We start from the raw sequence: 15153 nt of genomic DNA, 5'->3' as shown, positions 1-15153 counted from the left end.
AGGTGCGGGCACGGGTAGGCCCCTTTCCTCGACATGCGTCCGTGCCCGCCCGGGCCTACGGTGACGGGGACATGGCTGGGACACGAGGTGGGAGATCGTCGTGGGCCTGCGGCAGTGGATCGAGGGCTGGCCGGTGTACCGGCAGCTCACCGGTGACGACGTGCTGGGCAGAGGAGCGGCGGCTCGCTCCCGGGGCACCGAGCAGCTGCGCGCCCGCACCGAGCAGGCCGACCGGGTCGTGCGGTCGGTGTGCCCCTACTGTGGCGTGGGCTGCGGCCAGCGGGTCTACGTCCAGGACGAGAAGGTCACCCAGATCGAGGGCGACCCGGACTCGCCGGTCTCGCGCGGCCGCCTGTGCCCGAAGGGTTCAGCCAGCAAGCAGCTGGTGACCAGCCCCAGCCGCGTCGACACCGTTCTGCACCGGCGTCCGCACGCCACCGAGTGGGAGCGGATCCCGCTGGGCCGGGCGATGGACATGATCGCCGATCGCGTGATCGAGACGCGCCGGCGGACCTGGCAGGACTCGCTCGACGGCGCCACCGTCCGGCGGACGCTCGGCATCGCCAGTCTCGGCGGAGCGACGCTGGACAACGAAGAGAACTACCTGATGAAAAAGCTCTATACGGCGCTGGGGGCCATCCAGATCGAGAACCAGGCGCGTATTTGACACTCCTCCACCGTTCCCGGTCTGGGAACCTCGTTCGGTCGCGGCGGAGCTACGACGTTCCAGCAGGACCTGGCCAATGCCGACTGCATCGTCATCCAGGGCTCCAACATGGCCGAATGCCATCCGGTCGGGTTCCAGTGGGTCATGGAGGCCAAGGCACGGGGCGCGACGGTCATTCACGTCGATCCCCGGTTCACCCGGACCAGCGCCATGTCCGACCTGTTTGTGCCGCTGCGGGCCGGCACGGACATCGTGTTCCTCGGCGCTCTCGTCAACCACGTGCTGAGCAACGAGAAGGACTTCCGCGAGTACGTGGTGGCGTACACCAACGCGCCGGCCATTCTGCGGGAGGACTTCGCCGACACCGAGGACCTGGACGGGCTGTTCTCCGGTTTCGACCCGGAGGGCAGGGCTTACGAGACCGGGACCTGGATGTACGAGGGGGCGGAGCCCGCCGCAGCCGCCGGCCGCCGGGACCGGTGGAGGGAACGGGCCGAGCCCGGCGCGGCAGAAGAGCAGCACGGAGGCAAGGCTTTCCGCGACACCGCCCGTGCGGAGCAGTACGGAGCGGGCGGCCCGAGGGTGAGCACCCAGCCGACGATGGACCCCACCCTGCAGCATCCGCGCTGCGTCTACCAGGTACTCAAGCGGCATTTCTCCCGCTACACGCCCGAGATGGTCGAGGACGTCTGCGGCATTCCACGGGATCAGTTCGCCAGGGTGGCCGAGGCGCTCACCGTGAACTCGGGCCGCGAGCGCACCACGGCGTTCTGCTACTCGGTGGGCTGGACGCAGCACACCGTCGGCGTGCAGTACATCCGTACGGCGTCCATCCTGCAGACTCTGCTGGGCAACATCGGCCGTCCCGGGGGCGGCATCCTCGCGCTGCGGGGGCACGCCAGCATCCAGGGCTCCACGGATGTCCCGACCCTCTTCGACTTGCTGCCCGGCTACATCCCGATGCCGTATGCCCATCAGCACCAGGACCTCGATGCGTTCGTGGCCGCAGACTCCGGCGCCACCGGCTTCTGGGGCAACATGCGCTCCTATGTGGTGAGCCTGCTCAAGGCATGGTGGGGTGATGCGGCGACCGAGGAGAACGACTTCTGCTTCGACTATCTGCCCCGGTTGAGTGGCTCCCACGGCACCTACCAGACGGTGCTGAACCAGATCTCCGGGGAGTGCAAGGGCTACTTCCTCGTCGGGCAGAATCCGGCGGTCGGGTCGGCCAACGCCAAGCTGCAGCGGCTGGGCATGGCGAATCTGGACTGGCTGGTGGTGCGGGACCTCCAGCTCATCGAGAGCGCGACGTTCTGGAAGAACGGGCCCGAGATCGAGACCGGTGAACTGCGCACCGAGGAGATCCCGACCGAGGTGTTCTTCATGCCGGCCGCCGCGCACACGGAGAAGGACGGCAGCTTCACCAACACACAGCGGCTCCTGCAGTGGCACCACAAGGCCGTCGAGCCGTCGGGGGACGCCCGCAGCGACCTGTGGTTCTACTACCACCTGGGTCGCATCGTCCGGGAGAAGCTCGCCGGGTCGACGGATCCGCGTGACCGGCCGTTGCTCGACCTCACGTGGGACTATCCGACGGAGGGCCCGCTGGCCGAGCCGAGCGCAGAAGCCGTGCAGGCCGAGATCAACGGTGCCGGTCCCGACGGGCCCTTGTCGTCGTACACCCAGCTCACGGACGACGGTTCCACCTCCTGCGGAGTGTGGATCTACTGCGGGGTCCGCGCCGATGGCCACAACCATGCGGCGAACCGCAAGCCGGGCAGCGAGCAGAGCTGGGTCGCCCCCGACTGGGCGTGGGCCTGGCCGGCGAACCGCCGCATCCTCTACAACCGGGCGTCCGCAGACCCCGACGGCAGGCCGTGGAGCGAGCGCAAGAAGTACGTCTGGTGGGACGCCGACCAGCGCCGCTGGACGGGGGAGGACGTCCCCGACTTCGAGCCCACAAAGCCGCCCGACTACGAGCCGCCGCCGGGCGCCCGGGCGGAGCACGCGCTGCACGGCACCGACCCGTTCATCATGCAGAGCGACGGACGTGCCTGGCTGTTCGCCCCGGCGGGACTGGCGGACGGTCCGCTGCCCGCGCACTACGAGCCCTTCGAGTCCCCGGTGGACAATCCGCTGTACCGGCAGCAGACCAATCCGGCACTCGAGGCGTACGACCACCCGGCCAACCGGTACCACCCGAGCCGCAGCGAAGTGTTCCCGTACCCCTTCACCACCTACCGCCTCACCGAGCACCACACCGCCGGAGCCATGAGCCGGACCCTGCCCTATCTCTCCGAGCTGCAGCCGGAGTTCTTCTGCGAGATCTCCCCCGCTCTCGCCGAGGAGCGCGGGCTGGACCACCTGGGCTGGGCGACCATCGTCACCGCGCGCACGGCGGTGGAGGCGAGGGTGCTGGTGACCGACCGGATCCAGCCGCTTAAGGTCCGGGGCCGGACGGTCCACCAGGTCGGACTGCCGTATCACTGGGGCCCCAACGGGCTCTCCACGGGGGATGCGGCGAACGAGCTGCTGTCCGTGGTGCTCGACCCCAATGTCCACATTCAGGAGTCCAAAGCGGCGACCTGCGACATCCGTCCCGGCCGACGTCCGCGCGGCCCTGCCCTGCCGGCCTTCGTCGCGGACTACCGCCGGCGCGCCGGTATCACCGACGACACCGGTTCACCCCGACCGGGCCCGAGCGCAGGAGGAGGCTCCCAGCCGTGACCGCCGACCACAGCGGATGGTGCGGCCCGCTGGCCGATCCCAGCGCGGACGCCGGATACCCGGACACGCATCCGCCCCGGATGGGCTTCTTCACGGACACGTCCGTGTGCATCGGCTGCAAGGCGTGCCAAGTGGCGTGCAAGGAGTGGAACCTGGTCCCGCCCGAGGACGACGCGCCGGACCTGCTGGGGCTGTCGTACGACAACACGGGCGCGCTGGGCGCCAACACCTGGCGTCACGTGGCGTTCATCGAACAGCAGGTGGCGCCGGAACGCCCGCTCGTCGAGCTGGGGATGCCGACCATCGGTGCGCCCGAGCAGCCCGCCGGGGACGGGGAACCCGGGGTGCGCTGGCTGATGTCGAGTGACGTGTGCAAGCACTGCACGCACGCGGCATGTCTGGACGTGTGCCCCACGGGGTCGCTCTTCCGCACCGAGTTCGGCACCGTCGTGGTGCAGCAGGACATCTGCAACGGCTGCGGCTACTGCGTGCCCGCCTGCCCGTACGGGGTGATCGAGACCCGGAAGGGCGACGGCCGGGCGTTCAAGTGCACGCTGTGCTACGACCGCCTGGGGGCGGACAAGGAGCCCGCCTGCGCCCAGGCGTGCCCGACCGACTCCATCCAGTTCGGCGAGTTGGAGGAGCTGCGCGAACGGGCCGACCGGCGGATGGAGGAACTGCACGGGCGCGGCGCCCCCGAGGCACGCCTGTACGGCCGTGACCCCACGGACGGGGTCGGCGGTGACGGGGCGTTCTTCCTGCTGCTCGACGAACCCGAGGTGTACGGGCTGCCGCCCGACCCCGTCGTCACCACATGCGACCTGCCGTCGATGTGGCGGTACGCGGCCGTGGCGGCGCTCGGCGTGGCTGCGAGCGTCACGCTGTCCTTCGTGGGGCGGCGCCGGTGAGCAGCACCCGGTGAGGAGCACCCGGTGAGAAGCACCCAGTGAGGAGCACCCAGTGAGGAGCACACAGTGACAGCGGCTGACGGACAGCGGCAGCAAGCCACCGTTCCGCGGGCGGAGTTCCGCTCCTATTACGGCCGGCCGATCCTGAAACGCCCCACCTGGAAGGTGCCGGACGTGCCGGGATATCTCTTCCTCGGCGGGACGGCCGGTGCTTCGGCAACCATGTCGGCGGTGGCCGACTTGACGGGGCGGCCGGACCTTGCCCGGGTCGGCAGCTGGGTGGCCGCCGGCGGCGCCCTTGTCGGCGTCGGCGCCCTGGTCCACGACCTCGGCCGTCCCGAGCGCTTCCTGATGATGCTCCGCGTCCTCAAGCCGACGTCCCCACTGTCCGTGGGCTCGTGGATCCTCTCGCCCTTCTCCGCGCTGACCACCGCGTCGGTCGCCTCCCGGGTGACCGGCAGGTTCCCTCTGCTGGGCCGGTTGGCCGGACTCGGCGCCGCCGCGCTCGGGCCGGCAATGTGCACCTACACGGCGGTGCTGCTCGCCGACACCGCGGTGCCGGCGTGGCACGAGGCGTACCCAGAGCTGCCGTTCGCGTTCGCCGGCAGCGCGCTGGCCTGCGGGGCGGGAGCCGCACTGGTCGGCGCACCGCACACGGATCACCAGCCGCCGTTCCGGATGGGCATGCTCGGCGCGGCCATGGAACTCGCTGCGATGCACCGGATCGAACAGCGGCTCGGGCTGGTCGGTGAGCCGTACGTCCAGGGCCGGCCGGGCAGGCTGCTGAAGCTGAGCAAGGCCTTGACCGTGGCCGGGGCGGGGCTTTCCGTACTGGGGCGCCGCAGCAGGGCGGCTTCGGCACTGGCGGGAACGGCGTATCTGGCGGCGGGGCTGTGCACGCGGTTCGGCATCTTCGAAGCCGGTGTTCGGTCCTCTGAAGACCCGAAGTACGTCGTGGTCCCGCAGCGGGAACGCCTCGAGGCGGCGTAGCGCTTGAGAACAGCAGTTTCTCGACGCTATGCGGTGGCTGGGCTCGTCCAGGCATAGACGTACGGCCGCTGTGGCGACCGTACGTGTAGGGCAGACTACGGATTCATGCCCCAGGCGACCCTCGAGCGTGTGCGCCGCCGGTCATGCCGCCGTACGAGCGCACCGCCTGGCGCACCCGTGCTGCGGGTGCCATGGCGCTGATGACCAGGGCGAGGACCAGCGCGACCGATCCAGCGATGACGTTGCTGATGATCGTGCGGGCGGTGTCGACATTGCCGGCGATGGCCCACGGGCTGATGATCGTCCACAGGCCGATACCGGCGGCGGCCCAGCTCATGGCGTGGGTGCGCTCGTATGCCGTCCCGAACCCCGCCACGCAGAGCGTGTAGGCGATACCGGTGATGAGGTTGCTGATCGCCAGCGGCGTCAGAGCATCGAACCCTGCCACCCACGGCGAGACCGTCAGGTAGAGACCGGCGAGGACGGCCAGCGCCTCGGCGGCCTGGGCGGGCAGCGTCGCCGTGGCCTGCTCGGAGCGTGCGCGCAGCTCGAGCAGGTCCGGATGCTGTTCGATGGGGGTGGGACTCGTAGGAGCGGTCACCAAGACCACCTCCTCAGGAAACTTCTCATTGCACATTTGCGGTACCCCATCGGAGCAGGTCTAACTTTGCATGCTCCGTAAAGTTCCGCTGTCGCCATGCAGGAAATCTGCCACTTCATCTGAGGTCGCCCGGCGGGGGCGTTGGCGTGTGCCTACCGACAGGCAGCGGTCGCGATCGGTGGCCGCTCGGACGCTGAGCGTACCGGCGGGATCCGATTCTCCTCGACGACATCGGTTTCCTCTTGCTGGGCCTGCGATCCCGCGGCAATGCCGTCACCCGTGCGGGAATCAATCGCCGCGCCTGCGCCGACGGCAGCACGCATCCTCATGGGCGAGGCCGGGGCCATATGGTCGTGCGCATGGCGCTGACCTGCGGATTTGCGCCAGGGTGAGGGTGGAAGGGCGGTCCCGGCAGGCCACGACGTGCGACACCAGCCGTTACTGCAGGGCCGAGGTCCTCGGCATGCTGCTTGAACAGGGCGGATGATTCGGCATCCGCCCTGCTGCCGGATCTTCGTCCGCTGTCTTGGTTACGCCGGCGGTTTTTGGCCCCAGGCGGCGATGCCGATATACCGGATATCGACGAAACCCGGGTTGTCGAGGAGAGCCAGGCATTCGTCGAGGTCGTCCTGGGTGAGTAGCCCGCCGTTGACCAGGTGCCTTCCGGCCTGTTTCAGGTTGATTCGCCAGAGGTCATCCGGTAATCCGCCCGTACCCACGAGGCGGAGTTTGGATTCTGCGGTGACGTGGCCGAGTCCGAGCGTGGCCAGGATGCCTGGAACTCTGCTGCCCCATTGCATGTCCGCACCCCGTATCTGTGCAGCATTCTGGGCGGCCGCGGCGTAGCGGTTCATGGCTGCGTACGGACTGGAGCCCACAGGAAGGGTGTAGACATCTTCCACAAACAACCACCCGCCGGGGGCGAGCCACTCGAAAGCATGGGCAAGGACCTCGTCTCGGGCCGGGAGGTGGCAGAGAACCGCGCGCGCGTGAATCAGGTCGAAGGACGACGGGGCGAATCTGTGCGTAGCGATGTCCACTTCCTGGATGTCCACGTTGGGTGAACGGTGCGGATCCAAATTCCGGGTGTCGATATCGGCGGCGACGACGCGTCCCTTCGAACACCTCTCGCCGAGCCAGTAGGCGATCGACCCCGCGCCGGCGCCGATCTCCAGGCACCGCCATGACTCTGCCACAGGAAGCGACTCCAAGACGCGTATCGTGTCGGAGTCCTTGGTCTGCTCCAAGAGCAACAGCCGGTCTCGTTCGGTGAGCTCGTCCATGCTGAACGGACCGGTGCTATATGCGTCGGTCCTGAGTTTCGCGTCCATAAGTATTCGGCGTCCTCGTCCCGTGTGTCGACGAAGCCGGCCCCTACGACCGAGCGCTCGCGCGGCGGCTCGAGGAAACGGCGCAGGTGCGGAACTTCGCTGTGGGGCAACCTCGGTGTCGTCACGATAGTCCGTGGCCCCTGCCCGGCGCATCAACGGCCGGTTCGTGATGGCTTGGAACGCCAACAGAACTGGGCAACGGGGCTGTACATCCGCGAGGCGTGTGCAAGCCCTCCGGCATCGTCCGACGGGCGTTGCCCATCGCCTCGTCCGATTCGATGGGGCACAGGACATGAGGGACGCCAGTCGCCGCGACATCGGCCAGTTTCAAGCGGGTTGACCAACGTCCGTGACCGTGATGGCTCGCGTCCACCCGGCCCGCGGGTTCACGGGGCTGGTGAGATGCTCGCGGGCCTGATCCTGGCGGCTTGGCCCCGGTTTGCGGTGCACGCATGCCGACGTCAGGCCAGTCTGCCCACCCGATGGCGAGCGTTCACCGCGGACACGCATCGCTCTACCAACGGCGTTGACCAGACTCTCGCTACTTCGCGGAGCCAGCTGAGTTCGGATTCCCCATCGCTCCCGCCTCGACGGACCAGATCGAGTGCCTGCTCGGTATTCGGCAGACCAGCCCCGTGCGCAGACAACGCCACCTTGAGCCAGCACGCTGTTATCACAGCCTCGGCTTGGTCACTGGGGACTTCCTCTTCGGCGATCACTGCCCGTATGTGGTCAAGATCGGTCGAGGTGACCCAGTCACGCATGATCAGTAGCCCGTCACGGATCTCGACGAGCCGGCGGTGCAGCCGCAGCTGACTATCTTGCGGCAGTAGCACGTCAACGAGTCGAGAACGGGGTGGATAGAGAGCAATTTGCGGTAGGGCAGTGCACAAGGTCTTCCACAGTGGGTAGAGCATGTTGCCGTTGCGCCATGAAGTGTAGCCCTGAATCATGGGTATGAAAGCTGCGATCGAGCAGCCCAGGGCGACGCCTACGGTATGGGTCGAGGATATGTACGTGCCGTACTTGATGGGCTCTGCCGAGTAGGTGAACACGGCTACTACCCGGCTACCGAGAAAGACCATGAACGTGCTGGTGGCGACTGTCAGAAGAAGCACCGGTGTTCGCATCAGCCACGAACGGACGGTCCACAAGATGACGACGAGTAAGGCTGAGGTGACGCCAGTAGCGACCAGCATGTACGTTAGGTAGGTCGCCCAGTAGACGCTGTGCACGGTAAACGTTCCGGGAATGGGGAGGAAGCGGTCCCTCGTAGGAATTCGTTGGAACGTGACGATCGAGAATGTAACGATCATGGTGCCGACCGTCATGCCGCAGGAGATCAAGCGGAGACGCCTGAACGGGGCACGCGGCAACTTGTCTGCCAGGTAGGCTCGTGCGGCGAATGTCAGGAGGGTGGTCGCAACTCCGACCGCCATCAGGCTCGACACCAGGTTTCCGATGCGCGGAAGACCAGTGAGGTGCAGGAGTGCTTGTGCTGTCGGTTCTTGAAGCATAGTCATACCCAGGGCCAGCATGAGGAGCGCAAACCATAGTGGCCGTTGACTCCTCGATCGCAGAGCGGAAACGCGAATGATGACGACGGCCCAGCACAGCCAGAGTAATACCAATTGGATCAGCTCAGTCATCCTTGATTCCCAATCTCGCCCTAGACCTGTGTCGTCGGCCGCCTATGAATCACCAGAATGGCCAGCCGGTCGGGAGTGCTTCCCCTCGAGGGGAGTCGACCGATGAATGCTGGACGTCAGATGACGTCAACCTCCCATGGAGGGACGAAAAGGTGCAACCGGACCAAATTTTCAGTCATCGATCACTCCGAGCGCCGAACCGAGCCAGCGGTCGTGCTTGCTCGACGGCTTGTCCCGCATCCTGCTCGACTTTTCCAGGATCAGGCTGGCAACCATCTCGGCCTGTCTCTCCTGTTCGGTCGTATAGCTCGTCCGCTTGAGTGCTCCTCGGACGACGTCGGGGTCTGTCTGGTCGCGACCCGGCGAGAGGCCGGACTCATCGGCTAGGTGCGGCATGGAGTGTCCACACAGCATGTGACCGATTTCATGCAGGATGATGTGGTCTCGATGAAAGGCGCTGGTCTGCTCTTCGTAGAAGATGTGATCGGCCGTCTCGGTCGCGATCCAGACTCCAGAGGGAATATCGGGGCCGCTCTCCGCTGGCAATGGGTGTAGATACAGGGGGCGTCCACGTTGCATCGCGATTGCATCACATAGCGCGGTGACGAAAAAGGGCTGCGGAAGCTCGATCTCGCGGAGGATGGCCTTCCCGTATCTTCGGAGCTGACCTGAAGTCATGTACCTTGTGTCCATGGCGGGTTGGCTTGCGCATCGGCAGTAGACCTTGCCATCGAAGCCGGGGGGACACCCGCTTCTGCGGCGCTGTCAGCCTAGTCTGCACCCACGCCTCCCACAAGGTCGACTGGTAGCCGAGGGGCCCGTACGAGCCGTTCCCGTCTGGACCGTCGGGCTCGCAAGCATGGTGCAAGAAGTTCGGCGGCGGTGACCGCTACTCGGCTTCCGGCTTTTCTTTGTCAGGAGAATCGATCGGGTTCAGCCGCTCGATCTCGCCAGTTGTAGAAGGCCTTGAACTCGCCGAGCGCATGCCGGAGATGGTGCTGGTTCGAGATCAACCTGCGGTCCAGGACCTCGCGTCGGCAGGTTTGTACCAGCGCTCCATGATGAAGTTCATGCGTGGCATCTGGATGCCGGCGGTGACGGCCTTCAGTCCGGCCCCGCCCAGCAGGTCGTCGAGCGCTGCGGGTGGAGCGGCGGGGACCGGAAACGGAGCATCAGCCACCGCGCCAGTCCCCGACCCTCCTGGCCTCCCCTTCCTGACTTCCCTTGATGAAGGGCAGGTCAGTCGTCGGGGTCCTCCGTGCTTCCCGCCTGCTCCAACCGGTAGACGAAGTCGAGCAGGTCCATCACCTGCTTGCGGCCCTGTTCCGAGAGCTCGCCGGCACGCAAAGCCATCAGCTTCACATCGCTGCTCTGGACGGACGCGTTCCACCGGGCCTGCTTCGCGGCCAGGGTCTCGAGCTGTTCTGTGACCCGATCGGTGACCTCGTCGTCGAAGAAGTAGGCCGCAGGCACCCCGAAGAAGTCGGCCAGTGCCTGCAGATGCTTGAGGGTCGGATTGGCCTTCTTGCTCTTGCGCAGTTGCCAGATGTAGCTCTGAGAGATCGTCACGCCGGTCCGGCCGATGGAGGCCGCAACCTGCTCATTGCTGTACTCCCGGTCGTGCCTGGGCCTGACGGTGGCAAACAGGTGGTTGAGCTTGTCCGCCAAGCTGCGCCCCGTCCCCTCGGTCATCGTGCCTCCTGTGCCACCGCAGTGGCTTCCACCTACGTGAACGTGCATCGCGTGCAGTTTCTTCACCTCAGTTGAAACACGTCAACCCTCGGGCTAAGGTGCAAATGCGTGCCACCACCAACCGTGGTCAAGCTCCTGACTGGCATGTGATTCACGTGAGTTGACCACTCCGGGACCATAAGCCCGAGTCGGATTGCGTGCAGGGAGCCACGCGCCGATGACCGACCGACTGCCCGAGCCGCGTGCACGCGCGGGCAGTGCGTTGCCCTGCACCACCTCATGCACGGACGACTGCACCAGGAGCCAGCACGTCATGAATGATTCCAGAAGCCCTGCGGACGGAGTGCGCCCGTTAGCCGCGGGACTCGAGGTGGTGGCGCGGTGACCTGCGAGGCCCTCGAGCCCACCGCAGAACTCCCTTCCCGCACGGATGCTGCGCGGACGCCATTGGGGGTGGCGCATCCCTGCCGCGGCGGTGAGTCGGCCGAGATGCCGAGGACGTTGGTTGCCATCGCCTCCCTTCTGCCGTCCGACTCTCCGAGGTTGAGCGGTGAGGACACGGAGCACGTGCGGTTGCTGGCCGGGTTGGACAGTGAGCTGCCTCCCATCGTTGTCCACCGGCGCACGATGCGCGTTGTGGACGGCATGCACCGGGTCCGCGCCGCCGAGTCCAGAGGCGAAGAGCGCATCGCGGTGCATCTCTTCGACGGTACCGAGGAAGACGCCTTCGTCCTGGCTGTGAAATTGAACTCAGCGAATGGACTGCCCCTCAGCCAGGCCGACCGTGGCCGCGCGGCAGCGCGCATCCTCGCCTCCCACCCGCACTGGTCGGACCGGCGGATCGCCGAAGTCACGGGCCTCGCTGCAGGCACTGTCGCGGCCATGCGCAAGCGTTCAACTGACCGTTTCGATCAGTTGAAAAAGAGGGTGGGTAGAGACGGGCGCGCTCGGCCCGTCGACCCTGCCGAAGGCCGTATACGTGCCAGCGAGTCGCTCCTTGCCCACCCGGACAGCCCGCTCAGGGAGATCGCCGCAGCGGCCGGAATCAGCATCGCCACGGCCAAGGACGTACGGGACCGGATTCACCTGGGCAAAGACCCGTTGCCAGCGCGATTGCGTCATGCCGCAGCCGAAGCCGCCGTCCCGCAGACGGAATTGGCTGTCGTCGAGACCGAGCTCCCGAGTATGCGCAAGGACCCCTCGATGCGTACGGAAGCGGGACGGGCGCTGATCCAGTTGCTGAGCGCCCACTCGATCGGTGACCGGAACAAATGGCGCCGACTGGCGGGCAGCGTACCTGGTCACCGAACCGAGGCCGTGGCCCAGGCGGCTCGCGCCTGCGCCGAGCAGTGGCTGCGTCTTGCCAGTGAGCTCGAAGAGAGAAATGCCTGATGCTCAACGGCGAGACATCGTTGTCGGATTTTGAATGAGGATTCGGCCCGTTGACTGTTCTTGAGCGAACGACGATCCCCAGTGAGAGAGGAACGCTACGACGTGACAGCACGTAGTGTGGGACGACGAGTCGGCGTGACTGTTGCTGCGGCGGTGGTGAGTGCCTCAGCAGCGGCGACTGCTACCGCAGCACCGAATGGCGCGGCACAATTATCAGGGCCCCCGGCGGTAGCCGCCGACAGTGGCGTTGACTACGACACGTGGCGGCGAGACGTGGAGCGTGTCATCGCCGAAGCTCGCCCGTACATCGAGCAGCGCACCGAGAATTCTCAGGAAGAGAAACAAGCGATAGTCCTGGACATCGACAATACGTCTCTCGAGTCGTACTTTCATCCCGTGCCGCCCACGCAAGCGGTCGCGCCGGTACTGGAGTTGTCCAAGTACGCGCACTCCCGCGGGGCGGACATCTTCTTCGTGACTGCGCGCCCAGCGATCCTGCGGCCGGTGACCAAGTACAACCTGGAGAGTGCGGGTTACCCCGTCACCGGCCTCTATGAGCGCGGACTGATCGACCTGTTTGCCGAGGTGAGCGTCTTCAAGACGGAGCAGCGGGCGGCGATCGAGAAGCAGGGCTACAAGATCATCGCCAACATCGGAAACAACTCCTCCGACTTGGTCGGTGGTCACGCCGAGCGTTCGTTCAAGTTGCCGGACTACGGCGGAAAGCTGTCCTGAACCGTCCGCTGCCCACGGGCAGTCGGCGGACAGGAGAGTAGAGGTACGAGGCCCCTGGGGCGCCACTTGCTGTGGTGCGCCAGGGGCCTTGGCGTGCCATCACGCCAGTACGCATTGCAGCTTCCTGCCAGAAGTGTGCGGGGTGCAATGTCCTCCGCTGCCGCTGTGTACGGAAGGGCATCATCATGCAATGAGGGACGCCTCAAACTTGAGTCGTCACCTGGTAAATTGAGGCACGTGGTTTAGACCGGCCATATGGAGTCGCGCCTGCCGGTGACGGCCCGAGCGACTCGCTGAGCAGGATGTTCTGTGACGGGGGTATTTCTGATGGGACATCGATTGACGGTGGGTGCATGAACGGTGTGCGAAGCGTAGCCGTCAGATCGTAGTTGTTGAAAGCGATAGAGCTATCCTGCCGAGGATTGGTCTGCACCTGTCGATGCGGCCAGTAGATTCGGGCTTGGTTTGGTCGAGCTTCAGGGGGAGCTGTGCCAAGTTTGTCTGTCGATTCGGAAGAGCTAAACGACTGCAACATAATGCCGTCCCCGATGGGGACTGCATCGTCCAGCGATGAAATCGAGCAAATGCTGCTGCAGGCCCGCTTGCTCGTGGAATCAGCTGTCGACAAACACCGTAGCCACTCGGGAAGGCGTTCGGTGGCGCCATTGGAGTCGAATGACTCCGTAGTGGGAGCCGCCGCGGAACGGTTAGTCGGCTCCGCTTGCCGGTACGTTGTCGTGGTCCTCCCCGAAACCGGGGGAGCGGCGCTGGGAAACCTCTTCAGCCGGCTCGGCAGGGCGGCCGCCCATGGTATCGACGTGAAGCTGATGGGCAGGGTGACCATCCTCGAAAACCGTGGGCTGATGGAGGAGTTGGACAAGTTCGCCCACGGAGTTGAGATACGGCTCGTCGAAGTGCCGCTTCAGGAAATGGTGCTGGTCGACGATGTGGCCGCGCTGGTGCGGACCAGGGATGAGCCGATGGGCCAGCAGGCGCTTCTGGTCCGTGCGCCGGCTCTGCTGACCAATCTGCGAGCGCTCTTCGCCGCTTCCTGGCGGTCCAGTGTGGCTATCGGGAACTACCGGAAACTCGGCCGCAGGTCGCGCAACGGGCTGACCCGGCGGATCCTGGTGGCGCTCGGCTCGGGGCGTACGGACGAGGCGGCCGCTCGCGAGTTGGGGATGTCGGTTCGCACCTATCGCCGTCATGTGGCGGAAATCGCGCGTGAGCTCGGGGCGAACTCCAGATTCCAGACCGGCGCCCGCGCCGTGGAACTGGGGCTCCTGCCTCCCATGGCCACGGCGTTCGATCCCGGCGAGTCGCGTGCCGGGTGAGAACCTGCCATTGCCGAACATCCGTGAATGCGGTGGTGGGGGGCGCTGGCAGCTTGCTGTAGATCGCCTTGTCGCTCGTTCGGGAGGCGAGGTAGACATTCCTTGCCCACACATTCCCTCCCTGTCTCTGCCATGGGCGCTGAACCACTGTCTGCGAGGAATAACAAAACGTGAGCCGTGCAATGATCGAAGCAATTGAGATCAGCAGGAGTTTTGGTCAGGCGCACGCTCTCACTGACGTCGGCTTCGAAGTCGGCAAGGGTGAAGTGCTGTGCCTTCTTGGGCACAACGGCGCAGGCAAGAGCACGTTGGTCAGCATTCTGACCACCGTGCTTCCGCCCACATCCGGGACCGCAAGGGTCGCCGGATTCGATGTGACGCGGGAGGGCCACGATGTCCGCACGAGGATCGGCCTGACAGGGCAGTTCGCGTCGGTCGACCCCAGCCTGTCGGGGATGGACAACCTTGTCCTCGTCGCGCGCCTGCTCGGGGCGAGTCGTCGCGAAGCCCGGTCCCGTGCGGGGCAGTTGCTGGAGATGTTCGCACTGACGGGGACAGCCGACAGGCCCGCCCGCACGTACTCGGGCGGCATGCGACGCCGCCTGGATCTCGCCAGCAGCTTTGTCGGCCGCCCCAGCGTGCTCTTCCTCGACGAGCCGACCACCGGCCTCGATCCGGTCAGCCGCAACTCGTTGTGGGAGCTGGTCGGGCAGTCGGTCGCCCAGGGCATGACCGTGCTGCTCACCACGCAGTATCTGGAGGAGGCCGATCAGCTCGCCGACCGGATCGTTGTGCTCGCGGAGGGACGGACGGTCGCCGAGGGAACGACCGAGCAGCTCAAGAACCGGGTGGGCGCGAGCACCGTGCACGCGACCCTTGCCGATCCCGCGACGGTGCACTCGGCCATGACCGCGCTGAGCGCGGCAGGGCTCGAGCCACAGCCCTCGGAGAAGCCGGGGTCGGTGAGTGCGCCGGTCGAGACCTCTGTGGGGCTGGCGGCCGTGGTGCGGGCGCTCGATGACGCGGGTGTGGCGATCACCGGTATCTCACTCGCCGAACCGACCCTGAACGATGTCTATCTGGCGCTGGCCGAGCACTCCGGCGTTCCGGTCCTCTCGTGAAGACGG

The 15153-nt window shown here is 66.1% G+C and carries 13 protein-coding genes; 7 read left to right on the top strand and 6 right to left on the bottom strand.

Annotated features, from left to right (window positions below; all coding sequences use genetic code 11):
• Positions 1 to 100: 100 nt before the first annotated feature.
• The 3 genes from fdh to nrfD all read left to right on the top strand — a co-directional run bounded on the left by fdh (position 101) and on the right by nrfD (position 5292).
• On the top strand, positions 101 to 3394 hold the full coding sequence (gene fdh / locus ACTWQC_RS13865) for a formate dehydrogenase (RefSeq protein WP_443315957.1): 3294 nt from the start codon (positions 101 to 103) through the stop codon (positions 3392 to 3394).
• Entirely contained in the window at positions 3391 to 4302 is a 912-nt protein-coding gene (locus tag ACTWQC_RS13860) for a 4Fe-4S dicluster domain-containing protein (RefSeq protein ID WP_443315956.1), read from the top strand. The genes fdh and ACTWQC_RS13860 overlap by 4 nt, the downstream gene beginning before the upstream one ends.
• 66 nt (positions 4303 to 4368) lie before the next feature.
• Entirely contained in the window at positions 4369 to 5292 is a 924-nt protein-coding gene (gene nrfD, locus ACTWQC_RS13855) for an NrfD/PsrC family molybdoenzyme membrane anchor subunit (protein ID WP_443315955.1), read from the top strand.
• A gap of 103 nt (positions 5293 to 5395) precedes the next feature.
• Here nrfD and ACTWQC_RS13850 read toward each other — a convergent pair whose 3' ends face one another.
• The 6 genes from ACTWQC_RS13850 to ACTWQC_RS13825 all read right to left on the bottom strand — a co-directional run bounded on the left by ACTWQC_RS13850 (position 5396) and on the right by ACTWQC_RS13825 (position 10565).
• A complete protein-coding gene (locus ACTWQC_RS13850; RefSeq protein WP_443315954.1) occupies positions 5396 to 5893 on the bottom strand; it encodes an SPW repeat protein in 498 nt (165 codons plus the stop codon).
• Positions 5894 to 6423: 530 nt separating this feature from the next.
• The gene (locus tag ACTWQC_RS13845; RefSeq protein WP_443315953.1) at positions 6424 to 7176 is read right to left on the bottom strand and encodes a class I SAM-dependent methyltransferase; all 753 of its coding nucleotides are present in this window, start codon (positions 7174 to 7176) and stop codon (positions 6424 to 6426) included.
• 509 nt (positions 7177 to 7685) lie between these two features.
• Positions 7686 to 8873: an MAB_1171c family putative transporter gene (locus ACTWQC_RS13840; RefSeq protein WP_443315952.1), complete on the bottom strand. Its 1188-nt coding sequence runs from the start codon at positions 8871 to 8873 to the stop codon at positions 7686 to 7688.
• Positions 8874 to 9044: 171 nt separating this feature from the next.
• A complete protein-coding gene (locus ACTWQC_RS13835; RefSeq protein ID WP_443315951.1) occupies positions 9045 to 9551 on the bottom strand; it encodes a hypothetical protein in 507 nt (168 codons plus the stop codon).
• A 331-nt stretch (positions 9552 to 9882) separates the two neighbouring features.
• Positions 9883 to 10053 (bottom strand): hypothetical protein, encoded by a 171-nt coding sequence (locus tag ACTWQC_RS13830; protein ID WP_443315950.1) that lies wholly within the window; start codon positions 10051 to 10053, stop codon positions 9883 to 9885.
• 59 nt (positions 10054 to 10112) lie between these two features.
• The gene (locus ACTWQC_RS13825) at positions 10113 to 10565 is read right to left on the bottom strand and encodes a helix-turn-helix domain-containing protein (protein ID WP_443315949.1); all 453 of its coding nucleotides are present in this window, start codon (positions 10563 to 10565) and stop codon (positions 10113 to 10115) included.
• A gap of 543 nt (positions 10566 to 11108) precedes the next feature.
• Here ACTWQC_RS13825 and ACTWQC_RS13820 point away from each other — a divergent pair.
• From ACTWQC_RS13820 to ACTWQC_RS13805, 4 genes are all read left to right on the top strand, one after another.
• A complete protein-coding gene (locus ACTWQC_RS13820; RefSeq protein WP_443315948.1) occupies positions 11109 to 11957 on the top strand; it encodes a streptomycin biosynthesis protein in 849 nt (282 codons plus the stop codon).
• A gap of 81 nt (positions 11958 to 12038) precedes the next feature.
• Positions 12039 to 12692, top strand: coding sequence for an HAD family acid phosphatase (locus tag ACTWQC_RS13815; RefSeq protein WP_443315947.1), 654 nt, complete (start codon positions 12039 to 12041; stop codon positions 12690 to 12692).
• 818 nt (positions 12693 to 13510) lie between these two features.
• Positions 13511 to 14026, top strand: coding sequence for a hypothetical protein (locus ACTWQC_RS13810; protein WP_443315946.1), 516 nt, complete (start codon positions 13511 to 13513; stop codon positions 14024 to 14026).
• Positions 14027 to 14208: 182 nt separating this feature from the next.
• Entirely contained in the window at positions 14209 to 15147 is a 939-nt protein-coding gene (locus ACTWQC_RS13805; protein WP_443315945.1) for an ATP-binding cassette domain-containing protein, read from the top strand.
• Positions 15148 to 15153 lie beyond the last annotated feature (6 nt).

Source organism: Streptomyces sp. 8N616 (genome assembly GCF_052246385.1).
In the GTDB taxonomy this organism is placed as follows: Bacteria; Actinomycetota; Actinomycetes; order Streptomycetales; family Streptomycetaceae; genus Streptomyces.
The sequence above is the reverse complement of the archived record's forward strand: the minus strand, read 5'-3'. Positions and strand labels throughout refer to the sequence as shown.